A 15,412-nucleotide genomic window follows, 5' to 3' on the forward strand; every position below is an offset into this window, starting at 1 on the left:
GGATTAACCCTCCAGCCCGGACGGTTTTGCGGTGAAGTTGGCTGCACCTTCAAGTACGCCACCAACACGCAGAACGGTTTCTTCATCAAACGGCTTGCCAATCAACTGCAAACCAAGCGGAAGTCCTTCGGACGACAAACCGGTCGGAAGCGACAGGCCCGGAAGGCCCGCAAGACTTGCCGGAACAGTAAAGACGTCGTTCAGATACATCTTGACCGGATCGCCTTCGTTCTCACCGATTGCAAAGGCCGCCGACGGTGCCGTCGGTGCCAGAATGGTGTCAACCGTGCCAAAGGCATTGGCGAAGTCTTCGTAAATGCGACGACGGACTTTAAGAGCCTTGTTGTAATAGGCATCGTAATAGCCAGCCGAAAGCACATAGGTGCCGATCATGATACGGCGCTGAACTTCCTTGCCAAAACCGGCAGCACGCGACTTCATATACATGTCATCAAGGCTGTCGCCATCATCCATGACACGCTGGCCGTAACGCAGGCCGTCGTAACGTGCAAGGTTCGACGATGCTTCTGCCGGGGCAACGATATAATAGGTGCCAAGCGCGTATTTGGTGTGCGGCAGCGATACATCGACCACTTCGGCACCCGCATCGCGCAGCATCGCAACGCCATCGTCCCACAGCTTGCTGATTTCTTCGGGCATGCCGTCAACGCGGTATTCTTTCGGAATACCGATCTTCATGCCGCGAATGTCACCCGTCAGGGCTGCTTCGAAATCAGGAACTGCCATCGGTGCCGAGGTGCTGTCCTTTGCGTCGTGACCAGCCATCGAACCCAGCATGATTGCCGCGTCGCGAACGGTTTTGGTCATCGGGCCCGCCTGATCAAGCGAGCTTGCAAAGGCAACAATACCCCAGCGCGAGCAACGACCATAGGTCGGCTTCAGGCCAACGATACCGCAATAGGATGCCGGCTGGCGGATCGAACCACCGGTATCGGTACCGGTTGCCGCAAGCGCCATATTGGCAGCAACTGCTGCCGCCGAACCACCCGAAGAACCACCAGGAACCAGATCCTTGCCCGATTTGTCTTTCCAAGGGTTGATCACGTTGCCGTAATAGGACGACGTGTTCGAAGAACCCATGGCAAATTCGTCAAGGTTGGCCTTGCCGAGCATGACTGCACCGTTATCAAAAAGATTACGGGTAACGGTGGATTCATATTCCGGTTTGAAACCTTCGAGGATGTGCGAAGCCGCAGTCGTTTGGACACCTTCGGTACAGAACAGGTCCTTGACCGCAATCGGCAGGCCTTCCATTTTGCCAGCTTCGCCCTTTGCGCGCTTGGCATCGGATGCCTTGGCCATCTCGATGGCCTTTTCCGGGGTTTCGGTGATGTAAGCGTTCAGGTTGCGATGCGCTTCCATCGATTTCAGGTGTGCTTCGGTCAGTTCGACCGAGCTATATTCACCTTTTGCAAGCCCGTCACGGGCTTCTGCAAGTGTCAGATTTGTCAGATCAGTCATTATTCAACCACCTTCGGCACAACAAAACAGCCAGCATCGGTCATCGGTGCGTTCGAAAGCACTTTTTGCTGGATGTTGCCATCGGTGACTTCGTCCTTGCGCAGCGGCAGGGTCAAATCAGCAACCGAGGTCAGCGGGTCGCAACCCTCGACATCAACTTCTTGCAGTTCCTCGACGAAATCGAGGATACGGGTCAAATCCCCCGCCAGTTCGGAAAGACCTTCTTCTGACACGTTGATACGTGACAGATAGGCAATACGGCGAACTGTTTCCTTATCCAAAGACGACATGGATGAAAGTCTCTCTTAAGGAATGACAAAAAACCCGGCAGACATTTCATCTGCCAGAACTTGAATTACAGCGCGGAAACTAGCACCCTGCCGCCCCTATCGCAAGGGCTGCAAACGGCCTAAATGCGCGACCTGTGTCATCAGGGCGATCTTGCCCCCTTCACATGCATAAAAATGCCCGCAAGCAACATGAAATGACGTTACAATCGGGCATGTCTGAATTGCGTGCTTCAACCGGCAATTCGACTGGTGTTTTCCAATCAACACGCCTATAAGGTCGCCATGATTTGTAATGATACTCAGGAATTGCTGCGGTTCTTACCACCAGCAGCGCGCGTTTTGGGGCTGGACCTTGGCACCAAAACCATTGGCGTGGCCCTTTCAGATGTCGGGCTGCAGATCGCTTCACCTTATGAGCTGATCTCGCGGAAGAAATTTACCCGCGATATCGCGCAGCTTTCATCGATCGTCGACAAGCAGAATGTCGGTGGCATCATTATCGGCTTCCCGCGTGAACTTGACGGTTCCATCGGCAAAGCCTGCCACCGTGTTTATGCCTTTGTCGACGAGATGGAAAAATACATCGATCTTCCGGTTCTGATGTGGGACGAACGCCTTTCGACCAACGCGGTTGAACGTATCCTGATCGAAGAAGTCGACATGACACGTAAACGTCGTGCGGAAGTGGTCGATAAGACGGCTGCTGCCTATATTCTTCAGGGCGCGCTTGACCATCTTAACCGTCACACCGATCCGGGCGAAAATGCCGAACCGGACGAAGATGATTTCGACGGTGACGAAGACTGATTTGTGCGATCTGATCGCGCAAAGAATTTAAAAGCTGCCTGTTTTTGTTCAGGCAGCTTTTTTTATGCCGATTTGATCACGACCATGATGCCAAAGAATTTGGATGGTGGCAGGATCAGATGACCTTTGCTTTGAATGGCACCCAGCGAAATTGCCGCATCGGAAATCTTTGCAAGGTCATCAACAATCAATTCGAACCCGGCAAACCCATCCGTCGGGAATTCGGCATCATCAAAACCGTATTTCGCAATCAGCTCGTCACTATGCAGGGCGTCAATCAACTCATTGACGCAAATTGCTTCGTAGAAATCGCGCACAGCATCCGCCGCCCAATGACCCAGGATGACTTTGCCAAGCGCCTGCGCGCCATTGGCATGATCCTGATATTGCGGAAAATAGAAATTCTGCGGCGGATGGCGATGCTGGCAAACAAAGTTCACCGCATGACGCAATAACGGGTGATTGGCAAAGGCCAGTGAAAAGGCAACACCAACCGTTTCACCATCTGGCGTTTTGGCATCCCGTTCAAAATGAAATACCGGCGGCACCGCGGCACCGGCGGCAATAAACTCTTCCCGATCCTGTTCTGCATCATTTGATTGCAGCGCAAGCATCGACATACCCTGACGATGACGCAAATAGTCACGGTTATAAATCGGGAACGAAAATGGTGCCGCCAGATCGGTTTCCGCAATCTTTTCCGGATCAACCACAGCCAGAAGTTCCAGATACATCCCCTTGAGCTGTATCAGAGCATTGCCTGTTCCAAACGGATGGTTGGCGCGCGGCGTCACGGTAAAGCCGAGCTGCCGATAAGCGGTAATCGCCGCATTAAGATCATTCACACACAAAACAAGATGATCAATCTTACGCGACATGGCATCCCCTTATGGAATTGGTGGCGGTTCGGACAGCATTGATTTGACATCAGTTTATCGCAACCGAACTCTTATAGATGTGCTGACTATCACAATTTGCCGCCTCTTACAAAGCAGATCCACCAACCGCACGCACAGCAGATGAATTACAGTCATCTTATCCAATCGCTTGCAGTGATTACATTTTTGTCGGAAAACATAGGGAAATGCTCGATTGACCGCATGTTGCGGATGGTCCTGATCGATCCCAGCCACAAGGCCCGTAAATGATCGCAATTCTTTCAGCCCTGCTTCCGACATTTGCTCTGATTGTTTTGGGCTATGTGCTGCGCCAGAAAAAATTCCTGCCTGATGCATTCTGGCCGGGCGCAGAAAAACTGACTTACTTTGTGACCTTTCCGGCCTTGCTGTTTTCCAACACAGCCAAAGCAGACCTTGGCAGTCTGCCATTGCTTGGCATCACGAGTGCCATGCTGGGCACAGTGGCAATCTGCACCGTTCTGATTATGGTCTTGAAGCCGGTCCTTAAGGTGTCACCAGCCGCATTTTCGTCGCTTGTGCAAGGCGCTATTCGACCCAACACCTATATCGGTCTCGCGGTTGCCGCAGCCCTTCTTGGGGCATCTGGTCTGACGGTTACAGCCCTTTGCGTTGCCCTGGTCGTTCCGACAGTGAACGTTATCTCCGTTCTGGCCTGCGCACATTGGGGCGATAATGACCGGACCCCGGGTCTGCTTTCCCTGCTCCGTGATGTTTCTAAAAATCCGCTTTTGATGGCCTGTGTTCTTGGCAGCCTGTTTAACGTTGCAGGGATTGGGTTACCACCGGTCATCGGTCCATTTCTGGAAGTTCTTGGACGTTCGGCCCTTCCCATCGGCCTTCTGGCCGTTGGCGCGGGACTTGATTTGACTGCGGCACGCAACGCGGGACTGCCTGTTGGTGTTTCGACACTTGGCAAGCTGATCATAAGCCCTGCCATCGCAGCGGGGCTATGCCTTTTGCTTGGCCTGCCAAGCATCGAAAGTGCGGCAGTCGTGTTTTATGCAGCCCTGCCCTGTTCTGCCAGTGCATATGTTCTGGCACGCCTGATGGGCGGTGATGCGCAGATGATGGCAAGTATCATTACGGTTCATACCCTTGTTGCCATCATCACGATGCCGATCATTGCCGTTCTGATGCATGTGGTTTAGGGCGAAGTCCCGTCCTCAACCACACCGAAAACCTGACCGTACAGTCAGGAGTTCCGCATGATTTCACAGCAGTCTTTGGAATATTTACCTTTTCGTCACACCGGCAATTCGCTATGCTCCGCGCGAAATTTTTTCCAGACCATCCAAGGGAAATGTGCAACGCCATGAGCGTCATGGGACCAGCGGCGGATGACTATCCGCACCCACACCTCCTCGGTATCGAGGGTCTCACCCCCGGGGAAATCACCCTTATTCTTGATCGGGCACAGCATTACGCGGAAAAGAACCGTTCTGCTGACAAGACCAGCAATATTCTGGCCGGTGCCACGGTCGTTAATCTGTTCTATGAAAACTCCACGCGCACGCTGACATCGTTCGAGCTTGCGGCAAAGCGCCTTGGGGCTGCTGTCATCAACATGACAGTCGGAACCAGTTCGGTCAAAAAGGGTGAAACCCTGATTGATACGGCAATGACGCTCAATGCCATGAACCCGGACGCCCTTGTCGTGCGCCATGCCGATAGCGGCGCGGTCAAGTTGCTGAGCGAAAAAGTCAATTGCGCGGTTCTGAATGCCGGTGATGGCCGGCATGAGCACCCGACACAGGCGCTGCTTGATGCATTGACCATCCGCCGTCACAAGGGACGCCTGCATCGTCTCAATGTTGCGATCTGTGGGGATATTGCCCATTCGCGTGTTGCACGATCCAACATCCTGCTTTTGAATACCATGGGATCGCGTGTGCGTCTTGTCGCTCCGCCGACCCTGATCCCGTCAAAGATCGAACGCATGGGTGTCGAGATTTTCCATGACATGGAAGAAGGCCTGAAAGATTGTGACATCGTCATGATGCTGCGTCTTCAGCTTGAACGCATGGAGGGAAGCTTCATCCCCTCTGTCCGTGAATATTTCCATTTCCACGGACTGGACCGCGCCAAACTTGCCAATGCCAAGCCCGATGCCCTGATCATGCATCCCGGCCCGATGAACCGTGGCGTGGAAATCGACAGCGAAGTCGCAGATGACGTTGAACGTTCCGTCATTCGCGAACAGGTCGAAATGGGTGTCGCGGTACGTATGGCGGCACTTGAACTGCTTGTGCAGAACCACAGAAAGATGGGAGGCATGGCATGACCCCCGCCATCCGCGCCAAAGGCACAGGCAAAAAAGCCTTCATCAATGCCCGTCTGCTTGATCCGGTTGCACAAACCGACGAAATGGGCGGGATTCTGATCGAAGACGCCACCATCGTAAAATCCGGTAGCACCGTAACCCGCGAAAGTGTTCCGGGCGGTTTTGAGATCATCGACCTTGGCGGCGCCTGCCTTGCACCGGGTCTGGTTGATATGCGCGCACAGCTTCGCGAACCGGGTTTCGAGCATCAAGAAACCATCGAAACCGCGGGTAAATCCGCAGCCATTGGCGGCATAACGACCATCATCGCCCTTCCCAACACCGATCCGGTGATTGATGACGTCGCCGGCGTCGAGTTCATCGCACGACGTGCGCGTAAGGTTGGTCTGGCCAAGGTCTTTGCCTATGGTGCCGTATCAAAGGGCATTGAAGGCAAGGAAATCACGGAAATGGGCCTGCTTCATCAGGCCGGTGCCGTGGCTTTCTGTGACGGGATAAACACGATTGCAAGCGCACGCTTGCTGCGTCAGGCCCTGTCCTATTCGACCTTCTTTGACGGCATGATTGTTCAGCATCCCGAAGAACCGGAACTTTCCAAGGGTGCCTCGATGAATAGTGGCGAACTTGCCACCCGTCTTGGCCTGACCGGGGTTTCGCCGCTTGCCGAAGTCATGCAGATCGAACGTGATTTGCGTCTGGTGGAAATGACCGGCGGGCGCCTTCATTTCGCGCATATTTCAACCGGCGAGTCTGTCGAGGTCATTCGCAAGGCCAAGAAACGCGGCCTTAAAGTCACCTGCGACACTGCACCGTTCTACTTTGCGCTGAATGAAAATTCGGTTTCCGATTACCGCACATTCGCCAAACTTTCACCGCCCTTGCGATCCGAGGATGACCGTCAGGCGATTGTTGCCGGGCTTGCAGATGGCACCATTGATGCCATCGCATCCGACCACAATCCGCAAGACGTCGATTCCAAACGCCTGCCCTTTGCACAGGCTGCTGCCGGCGGCGTCGGGTTCGAGACGCTTTTGCCGATCTCGCTTGAACTCTACCATAATGGCCACATGTCGCTGCTTGACGTCATCACCAAGCTGACCCGTGTGCCGGCTGAACTGGTCCGCATCAAGGGGGCTGGAACCATTGCCGAAGGCACCCCGGCCGATATTGTGATCTTTGATCCTGATCGTCCGTGGAAAATCGATCCCTACCAGTTCACGTCAAAGTCCAAAAACTCGCCCTTTGACGGGCGTATGACCCAGGGGCGCGTGCTGCGTACCCTGATTGATGGCCGCGAAGTTTTCACGGAAGGCAACTGACATGGAACTTGATGAAGGCTACAAAGCCATGCTGATGTCCCTGCAAATTGCCACCGTGTGCGGCTATTTGCTTGGATCCATCCCGTTTGGTCTGGTTTTGACCCGAATGGCAGGACTTGGCGACATCCGCAAAATCGGATCGGGCAATATCGGTGCAACCAACGTATTGCGCACCGGGCGCAAGGGCCTTGCATTTCTGACCCTGATCGGGGATGCGGGCAAAGGCGCGTTTGCAGCCCTGCTCTTTACCCATCTTTCGGGTGTTGAACAGGGTATCTTTGCCGGTGGCGCAGCGGTGATTGGTCATATGTTCCCGGTCTGGCTGCGGTTCAAGGGTGGCAAGGGCGTTGCAACAACGCTTGGCACCCTTGCTGCTGTTAACTGGGTTATGGGCCTGTGTGCGGCTTTGACATGGCTTGTGATGGCGCTGATTTTCCGCATCTCGTCCCTGTCGGCACTGATTGCGATGATTGCCGCCCCGCTTGCCGCATTCTTTATCGCAAATGATCCGGGTGCCGGGTGGCTTGGCGTATTTTTGGCCGTCATTGTCTGGGCGGCCCATCACGCCAATATCGGTCGTCTTTTACGCGGTGAAGAACCCAAGATCGGCCAGAAAAAGAAGCAACCGGAAGAAGATAGCCCGGCCACAGAAAACTGAGCCGTCCTTTCGAATAGCTTGACGACATAACGCCCGGATGATCACAATCCGGGCGTTATGCATTTTAACGATCAACAACCGAACCGATTGGCACAGTCCGAACGCCTTGCCCGAATGCGGCTTGCGCGAAGCACCAATATTGGGCCAGTGACGTTTCGCAAACTCCTTGAACGGTTTGGCTCGGCGCGCGAAGCCATTGAAATTCTGCCTGATATCACTCGCCATTCCGGTATCAGCCGAAAGATCACATTGGCAAGCCGTGATGAGACAGTCGCCGAGATTGAACGAGCCAAGGATTGCAACGCCAAACCGATCATCATTGGTGATCCCGAATATCCGTCACTTCTGACACGTATCGAAGATGCCCCGCCCTATTTTTACGCCATCGGTCGGTTGGAACTTTTGGCCGGAACGGCAATCGGGATCGTTGGTGCGCGCAACGCCTCGGCCAACGGATGTGGCTTTGCCCGCAAGATCAGTCACGAACTGGTTTCCGCCGGTTATGTTGTGGCATCAGGCATGGCACGCGGGATTGATGGTGCCGCCCATAGTGCCGCACTTAATGCAGCACATGAACGCGGCGGTGGCACGATCGCCGTGCTGGGTGGCGGCGTTGATATCGTCTATCCCCGCGAACATCAGGAACTTTACGATCAACTTTGTGAACATGGTCTTGTTATTTCGGAAATGCCACCGGGCTTGACGCCACAGGCACGCCATTTTCCAAGACGCAACCGCATCATATCGGGATTATCTGCCGGCACCGTCGTGATCGAGGCCGGACGCAATTCGGGATCGTTAATAACCGCACGGTTTGCCGCCGATCAGGGACGCGATGTTTTTGCGGTTCCGGGATCACCAACCGATCCGCGCGCGGCTGGTCCAAACAGTCTGATCCGTGATGGCGCAATTTTATGCGACTCTGTCGACGTTATTTTGGACGCATTAAGGCAGGCTGAGAAAAACACGCAGCTTTTTGAAAGTTTTCATCAGTTCAACACGGATGGGCGCGCCGACAATGTGAACGTATCCCAATCGGGCTATGACGACATCATTTCGTCACTGGATCGCGACGCCGAATTTTCAGGCGGCAAAGACCAAGGTCAATCCATTGAAAAACCGGTAAAAATATCAACTTCAAGGGGCAGTGAAACCGACGTCGATGACGCTGCCAAAATCTTTGATTTGCTGTCATCATCGCCCCTTCTGATTGACGAGTTGATCAGGACGTCAAACATGTCAGCAAACCGGGTTTCAACAATTTTGATTGAACTTGAACTTGCAGGAAGGGTTGAACGTCACCCCGGAAATAGGGTATCGCGTATCGCCAAATGAGAGTCGCGTCACACCAAGGCGTGACAAATATTGTTGTGATTTGCCGCAATTTGCGCAATCTGATTTGAAATACAGACACACTATATATATGTGCGTCTCACATTCGGGTTAATTGAAGCACAACATAAATACCGCCCTCGGGCGCAAGAACCGGACACGAAAAACGTAATGAATCTTGTCATCGTCGAATCCCCGGCCAAAGCCAAGACGATCAACAAATACCTCGGTGATGATTATAAGGTATTGGCCTCGTTCGGTCATATCCGCGATCTGCCGTCCAAAGACGGTTCGGTTGATACCGACAACGATTTTTCGATGGTCTGGGAAACGGATGGACGTTCGGAAAAGCAGATTCGCGAAATCGCATCCGCTGCCCGTGACTCTGACACCATCTATCTCGCGACTGACCCGGATCGCGAAGGAGAAGCTATTTCTTGGCACATTCTTGAAGTTCTCGAGCAGAAAAAGCTGCTCCGCGGTCGCGATGTTCATCGCGTCGTGTTCCACGAGATCACCAAGAAGGCCGTCACCGACGCCATTGCCAATCCGCGTGCCCTTAATCAGGAACTGGTCGACGCCTATCTGGCGCGCCGTGCCCTTGATTATCTGGTGGGCTTTAACCTGTCCCCGGTTCTGTGGCGCAAACTTCCCGGTTCGCGTTCGGCCGGTCGTGTCCAATCGGTCGCACTTCGCCTGATTTGTGAACGTGAAATTGAAATCGAGGCGTTCAGGCCCGATGAGTACTGGTCGCTCGAAGCTGGTTTTACCGTTCCTGAAGGCAACTTCACTGCACGCCTGACGCATCTTAATGGCGAGAAGCTTGATAAGCTGGCCCTTGGCAATGAAGATGCGGCCAAGATCGCCAAGGACAAGGTTGAAAGCCGAAGCTATACGGTATCCAAGGTCGAGCGTAAGGACGTCAAACGCCGTCCGCAGCCGCCTTTCACCACATCGACCCTGCAACAGGAAGCATCGCGCAAACTTGGCTTTGGTGCGAAGCGTACCATGCAGCTGGCCCAGCGCCTTTATGAAGGTGTTGATATTGGCGGTGAAACCGTTGGTCTGATTACCTATATGCGTACCGACGCCGTGGTCCTATCGCAGGAAGCACTGGCAGCTGCACGTCGTCTTATTTCCAAGGATTATGGCGAGGCCTACCTTCCGCCAAGCGCGCGCAGCTTTGCAAACAAGGCAAAGAACGCGCAGGAAGCCCACGAAGCTGTCCGCCCGACCGATCTGTTCCGCCGCCCCGATCAGGTGGCGCGCCATCTTGATAAGGACCAGCTGGCTCTTTACACCCTGATCTGGAAACGTACCGTTGCCTGTCAGATGGAAGATGCCCGGTTCGATCAGGTCGCAGTTGATTTGTCATCCAATGACAATCACGTTGTTCTGCGTGCCAATGGTTCGGTCGTTAAATTTGACGGCTTCCTGAAACTGTATCAGGAAGGCAAGGATGACGAGGCCGAGGACGAAAATGATCGTCGTCTGCCGCCGCTTAAGGAAGGCCAGAAACCCGACCTTGGCAAAGTCAGCATCGATCAGCACTTCACCCAGCCCCCGCCCCGCTATACCGAGGCGAGCCTGGTCAAGAAGATGGAAGAACTCGGCATCGGTCGCCCGTCGACTTATGCATCGATCATTTCGGTTCTTCAGGATCGCAACTATGTGTTGCTTGAACGTCGTCGCTTTGTCGCCCAGGACCGCGGCCGCCTTGTAACCGCCTTCCTGTCGAAGTTCTTTGAACGCTATGTGCAGTACAACTTCACGGCTGATCTTGAAAACCAGCTTGATGAAATCTCGATGGGCAATATGGCCTGGAAAGATGTGCTGCGTGATTTCTGGAAATCGTTCAAAGGTAATGTCGACGAGGCAAAGGAACTGAAAATCACCGACGTGCTTGATGCGCTTCAGGTGATGCTGGAAAACTATCTGTTCCCGGCCCGTGATGACGGCACCGATCCGCATAAATGCCCGAAATGTGCGGATGGCACCCTTAGCCTGAAGCTTGGCAAATTTGGTGCATTCCTTGGATGTTCGAATTATCCGGAATGTAACTTCACCCGTCCGCTGGTCGCCAATGAAAATGGCGGCGATTCCGAACTTGATGCCGGCCCCAAGGTTCTGGGCATCGACAAGGAAACCGGCAAGGAAATCACCCTGCGCAAAGGCCCCTATGGCGTTTATGTGCAGCTTGGTGAAGAAGAAGAAATCGAAGGCAAGAACGGCAAGCCGAAAAAGGTCAAACCGAAACGGACCTCCCTGCCCAAGGGGCTGGAACCGTCTGTGGTCGACCTGACCAAAGCCGAAGAATTGCTGACCCTGCCGCGTGTTGTCGGGATTTACCCCGATACCGGCGAGGAAATGAAAGCCAATGTCGGTCGCTTTGGCCCCTATGTTCAGGCAGGCAGCATCTTTGCGTCCCTTAAGGCCGATGATGATGTTCTGACCATCGGGGAAAACCGTGCGATTGCCCTGATTGCCGATAAACGCGAAAAATCGGGTCAGGAAATTGGCAAGCACCCAGATGACAACGAACCGATCTTTGTCGCCGTTGGCCGCTGGGGTCCATTTGTGAAGCACAAAAAGACCATTGCCAATATTCGCGACGTGGAACGCGACGATATCACCCTTGAGATGGCGATAAAGGCCATCAAGGAAAAGGAAGCCAAGTCGGGCAAAACAACCAAAGCCGCGACCAAGAAAACGGCAACCAAGACAGCGGCGGCGAAAAAAGCCCCCGCGAAAAAGAAAACAGCTGCAAAGAAACCTGCAGCAAAGAAGACAACCTCGAAAAAGGCGGCGGCGAATTAATCGCCGCCTTCCTTTTCAGGGGTAAATGATTGAAAGGACGCCGCAAAGTTGGCGAACGATACAGAAGACAAAAAGCACTTCCCGACGCGGGAAGAAATTATCGAATTCATCGATATGAGCCCGACCCCGGTCGGCAAGCGCGAGATTGCGCGCGCCTTCAACATCAAGGGCGCAGCGAAGATCGAACTCAAAAAAATCCTCAAAGACCTTAAAATTGGCGGCGATGTCGTCAAGGGACGCCGCCGGTTCGACAAACCGGACCGCCTGCCCCCGGTCGAAGTTCTTGAAATTACCGGCATCGACGATGATGGCGAGGTTCTTGCCAAGCCCAACGTTTGGAAGAACGATTACGAGCCGCCGCAAATCGTTGTGAAATCGATCCGCCGTGGCGGACCGAGTGCGCCGGGGATCGGTGACAAGATTCTGGCCAAGCTGCGCTATACCGGCAAGCAAACCTATGAAGCCAGCATTATGCGGGTGCTTGGAAGCGGCCCACAGCGCGTCTTGGGCCTTTATCGCCCCAATGAGCGCGAAGGCCGTGTTGTGCCCACAGATCGCAAGGATAGCGGCGAGATCGCCGTTCCGCTTGATGATCATCCCGATCTTGAAACCGGCGCGCTGGTTCTGACCGAAATTCTACCGGGCAAACATTTTGGTCTTCGCAAGGGGCGCATCACCGAGGTTCTTGGCAATATCAACGAACCGAAATCGATCAGTCTTGTGTCGATCCATGCACGCGGCATTCCGTTTGAATTCCCGCCCGAAGTCGAACTTCAGGCACGTGAATCAAAGGCCACACCGCTTGGCAAACGCACCGACCTTCGCGACATTCCGCTGGTCACCATTGATGGTGCTGATGCGCGTGACTTTGATGATGCTGTTTGGGCCGAGGCCGACCCGGATCCGGCCAACGAAGGCGGCTGGCACATCATGGTCGCGATTGCCGATGTGTCCTGGTATGTGCGTCCGGGAGACGCCCTTGATCGCGAAGCGGTAAAGCGCGGCAACAGCTGCTATTTCCCGGATCGCGTTGTGCCAATGTTGCCCTTTGAGCTTTCGAACGGGTGGTGTTCGCTTGTCCCCCATGAAGATCGCGGCTGTATGGCGGTTGAAATGTGGCTTGATAAGCATGGTCACAAACTGCGCCATAAATTCTGTCGCGGAATGATGAAATCCGCAGCCCGCCTGACCTATGATCAGGTTCAGCGTGCCATGGACGGTCAGCCCGATGACACGACCGGTCCGCTGGTCGATACCATCATCAAGCCGCTTTATGGCGCCTTCCATGCGTTCCTTGAGGCACGTAAACATCGCGGTGTTCTGGAACTCGATGTTCCGGAACGCAAGATTGAACTTAATGACAAGGGCCAGATCGTTGCGATTGCCCCGCGGGCGCGCTTTGACAGTCACAAGCTGATCGAAGAATTCATGATCGCGGCCAACGTTTGCGCAGCCGAGGAACTGGAACGGATCAAGCAGCCCTGTATGTATCGTATTCACGATGCACCGAGCGAGGAAAAGCTTGAAGCGCTACGTGAATTCCTTGAAGGAGCTGGCTATCAGCTGAACAAGGCATCGGTTCTGCGTCCGCGTGACTTTAACCGCATTCTTGAGATGGCAAAGGACACGCCAGAGTCAGAACTGATCAACACGGTCGTTCTGCGAAGCCAGTCACAGGCCATGTATAGCCCGGATAATATCGGGCACTTCGGCCTTGCCCTTAAGAAATATGCGCATTTCACATCACCGATCCGCCGTTATGCCGATCTTTTGGTCCATCGTGCGCTTATCGCCGGACTGAAACTGGGCGAAGGCGGTTTGCCGCCCGAAGATGGCGAACGGTTCGAACAGATCGGCGAAGACATTTCCGGAACCGAACGCCGGGCCGCCATGGCCGAACGTGATGCGGTTGACCGGTATGTTGCGGCCTATATGTCCGATAAGGTCGGCGCGGAATTCCCAGGAAAGATTTCCGGGGTGACGCATTTTGGCCTGTTCATTTCGCTAAATGAAACCGGCGCGGACGGGCTGGTGCCAATTTCGACCCTGCCCGATGATTATTACATCCACGATGCCGCCAGCCATGCGCTGGTTGGGCAGAACCGCGGCAAGAAGTTCCAGCTTGGAGATACCGTGGTCGTGCGGATCGCGGATGCCGATGCGGCAACCGGGTCACTGGCCCTTCGTCTGGCCGAACATGCCGACATCACCGCACGTGATCTGGTTGAACGTCCGCGTGGACGCAAAGGTCAAAGCAAACGGCGTGGCGGAAGCCCCGGCGAGCGTAGCCATCGTCATGGCAGCAAGCCCGGTTTCCGTTCGCAACCACGCGATGGCAACGGCCCCGGCGGATCATCGGCGACAAAGTCAAAGGGTGGCGCAAAGAAAAAGACCACGCCCAAGAAGCAGCGCAAACTGGTTGCCTCCAGCCGGGTGGCACGTTCTGCGGCAAAACGCGGTGACAAACCGCAATAAGGTTTGTGAAAACTTGAATACAGAAAGGGCGGCCTGATTGCGGGCCGCCCTTTTTCACATATTCGGAACTTTCAAAGACCGATCACCGACCAGATCACATCATGGTTTCAATGAACTTTGCCAGATGTTCTGCGGTTTGTTTACCGCGGTTATTGATGATTGAAACATTGCCCGGCAATCCTTCCAGATCAGGATGGCTGGCATCAAAACTGGTCAGAAGACCAAGCTTTCTGTCCGAAAGCGTTTTCATCGCAGCAAGGGCACGGATCAATTCGATGCCGCTTAGCCCGTCAAGAACTGCGGCTGTGATGACTGCATCGGGATGGGATTGCACAACCGTCTCGAAGGCCTCGACTGCGGTGCGTGCAGTAATGGTCCGGAACCCCTTTTCACGCAATTCGCGCTGCAAAAAATGGGCCTGAACGGCGGTTGCAGTGACAAGAAGGATTTCCTTGTCCTGGGCTGCGGATACCGGGGATTTTTCATCGGCATCGTCCGCCTTTGCACTGCGCGTCGGCAAGGAGCGCAAAATACGGGTTTCTTCTTCGGCAGGCGGATTTGTACCGCTTTCGATGATTTCGCGAATCCAGCTGGTAAAATCGACCAGTGATGCGGCCTCAAGATCGTTAATCTCGGTCAGATCCGCAATGTAATCTTCAAGACGATGGGCAATGGCCCCGACAAGCGGAAATCCGAATGAACCAGCCAGTCCTTTGACGGTGTGCGCTTCACGGCGCAATTCTGCAATTCCGGCTGGTGCTGCGTCCATACCGCCAGCGACACGATCAATGGTTGTCTCAATCCGGTCAATCCGTTCGATTGTGTCCTCGATGAAGTCCTGTTTCAGACTGGCAACGATGGCATCCGCATTTCCCACTGGGTCACTCCTATGGCAGGTATTCAATTATGCCCAACAACCACAAAGTCGCCCATAAGGTGAATAATTCGGGACGATTTTACTTGCTTGCGCTATTGAACATCATGATGATGGCGTACCGTTTCAATGCCCCTTTTTGCCGCGCGGATCAAGT

Annotated in this window: 12 protein-coding genes; 8 read left to right on the forward strand and 4 right to left on the reverse strand. The window is 54.1% G+C overall.

The features are described from left to right. Nucleotides 1–3: 3 nt before the first annotated feature. On the reverse strand, nt 4–1,482 hold the full coding sequence (gene gatA, locus TH19_RS11735; RefSeq protein ID WP_114102551.1) for an Asp-tRNA(Asn)/Glu-tRNA(Gln) amidotransferase subunit GatA: 1,479 nt from the start codon (nt 1,480–1,482) through the stop codon (nt 4–6). After that, entirely contained in the window at nt 1,482–1,772 is a 291-nt protein-coding gene (gatC, locus tag TH19_RS11740) for an Asp-tRNA(Asn)/Glu-tRNA(Gln) amidotransferase subunit GatC (protein WP_114097697.1), read from the reverse strand. The genes gatA and gatC overlap by 1 nt, the downstream gene beginning before the upstream one ends. Nucleotides 1,773–2,054: 282 nt before the next feature. Here gatC and ruvX point away from each other — a divergent pair, with 282 nt between their 5' ends. Then, nucleotides 2,055–2,579, forward strand: coding sequence for a Holliday junction resolvase RuvX (gene ruvX, locus TH19_RS11745; RefSeq protein ID WP_114102721.1), 525 nt, complete (start codon nt 2,055–2,057; stop codon nt 2,577–2,579). 62 nt (nt 2,580–2,641) lie between these two features. On the opposite strand, the gene TH19_RS11750 is transcribed toward ruvX, so the two are convergent. Beyond that, entirely contained in the window at nt 2,642–3,457 is an 816-nt protein-coding gene (locus TH19_RS11750; protein ID WP_114102552.1) for a VOC family protein, read from the reverse strand. A gap of 266 nt (nt 3,458–3,723) precedes the next feature. Between TH19_RS11750 and TH19_RS11755 the strand changes: the two genes are divergently transcribed. The 7 genes from TH19_RS11755 to rnr all read left to right on the forward strand — a co-directional run bounded on the left by TH19_RS11755 (nt 3,724) and on the right by rnr (nt 14,381). Further along, a complete protein-coding gene (locus TH19_RS11755; protein ID WP_114102553.1) occupies nt 3,724–4,647 on the forward strand; it encodes an AEC family transporter in 924 nt (307 codons plus the stop codon). Between the two features lie 173 nt (nt 4,648–4,820). Then, nucleotides 4,821–5,780, forward strand: coding sequence for an aspartate carbamoyltransferase catalytic subunit (locus TH19_RS11760; RefSeq protein WP_404969483.1), 960 nt, complete (start codon nt 4,821–4,823; stop codon nt 5,778–5,780). Then, complete coding sequence (locus TH19_RS11765; protein ID WP_114102555.1) at nt 5,777–7,099, forward strand: dihydroorotase; 1,323 nt, start codon at nt 5,777–5,779, stop codon at nt 7,097–7,099. Before TH19_RS11760 ends, TH19_RS11765 begins: the two co-directional genes overlap by 4 nt. 1 nt (nt 7,100) lies before the next feature. Continuing rightward, the gene (gene plsY, locus TH19_RS11770) at nt 7,101–7,757 is read left to right on the forward strand and encodes a glycerol-3-phosphate 1-O-acyltransferase PlsY (protein WP_114102556.1); all 657 of its coding nucleotides are present in this window, start codon (nt 7,101–7,103) and stop codon (nt 7,755–7,757) included. A 57-nt stretch (nt 7,758–7,814) separates the two neighbouring features. Next, nucleotides 7,815–9,092, forward strand: coding sequence for a DNA-processing protein DprA (gene dprA, locus TH19_RS11775; protein WP_258547930.1), 1,278 nt, complete (start codon nt 7,815–7,817; stop codon nt 9,090–9,092). Between the two features lie 168 nt (nt 9,093–9,260). After that, nucleotides 9,261–11,906: a type I DNA topoisomerase gene (gene topA, locus TH19_RS11780; protein ID WP_114102557.1), complete on the forward strand. Its 2,646-nt coding sequence runs from the start codon at nt 9,261–9,263 to the stop codon at nt 11,904–11,906. 48 nt (nt 11,907–11,954) lie between these two features. After that, a complete protein-coding gene (gene rnr / locus TH19_RS11785; RefSeq protein WP_114102558.1) occupies nt 11,955–14,381 on the forward strand; it encodes a ribonuclease R in 2,427 nt (808 codons plus the stop codon). A gap of 94 nt (nt 14,382–14,475) precedes the next feature. Here rnr and TH19_RS11790 read toward each other — a convergent pair whose 3' ends face one another. Beyond that, nucleotides 14,476–15,258: an Hpt domain-containing protein gene (locus TH19_RS11790; protein ID WP_114102559.1), complete on the reverse strand. Its 783-nt coding sequence runs from the start codon at nt 15,256–15,258 to the stop codon at nt 14,476–14,478. Nucleotides 15,259–15,412: the final 154 nt, after the last annotated feature.

Source organism: Thalassospira profundimaris, assembly GCF_003326675.1.
GTDB classification, from domain to species: Bacteria; Pseudomonadota; Alphaproteobacteria; order Rhodospirillales; family Thalassospiraceae; genus Thalassospira; species Thalassospira aquimaris.

Bases quoted from the DNA above. Each gene is read 5' to 3' on its own strand.
- gatA (WP_114102551.1), bottom strand. From the start codon at position 1,482: ATGACTGATCTGACAAATCTGACACTTGCAGAAGCCCGTGACGGGCTT.
- gatC (WP_114097697.1), bottom strand. From the start codon at position 1,772: ATGTCGTCTTTGGATAAGGAAACAGTTCGCCGTATTGCCTATCTGTCA.
- ruvX (WP_114102721.1), top strand. From the start codon at position 2,055: ATGATTTGTAATGATACTCAGGAATTGCTGCGGTTCTTACCACCAGCA.
- TH19_RS11750 (WP_114102552.1), bottom strand. From the start codon at position 3,457: ATGTCGCGTAAGATTGATCATCTTGTTTTGTGTGTGAATGATCTTAAT.
- TH19_RS11755 (WP_114102553.1), top strand. From the start codon at position 3,724: ATGATCGCAATTCTTTCAGCCCTGCTTCCGACATTTGCTCTGATTGTT.
- TH19_RS11760 (WP_404969483.1), top strand. From the start codon at position 4,821: ATGGGACCAGCGGCGGATGACTATCCGCACCCACACCTCCTCGGTATC.
- TH19_RS11765 (WP_114102555.1), top strand. From the start codon at position 5,777: ATGACCCCCGCCATCCGCGCCAAAGGCACAGGCAAAAAAGCCTTCATC.
- plsY (WP_114102556.1), top strand. From the start codon at position 7,101: ATGGAACTTGATGAAGGCTACAAAGCCATGCTGATGTCCCTGCAAATT.
- dprA (WP_258547930.1), top strand. From the start codon at position 7,815: ATGCATTTTAACGATCAACAACCGAACCGATTGGCACAGTCCGAACGC.
- topA (WP_114102557.1), top strand. From the start codon at position 9,261: ATGAATCTTGTCATCGTCGAATCCCCGGCCAAAGCCAAGACGATCAAC.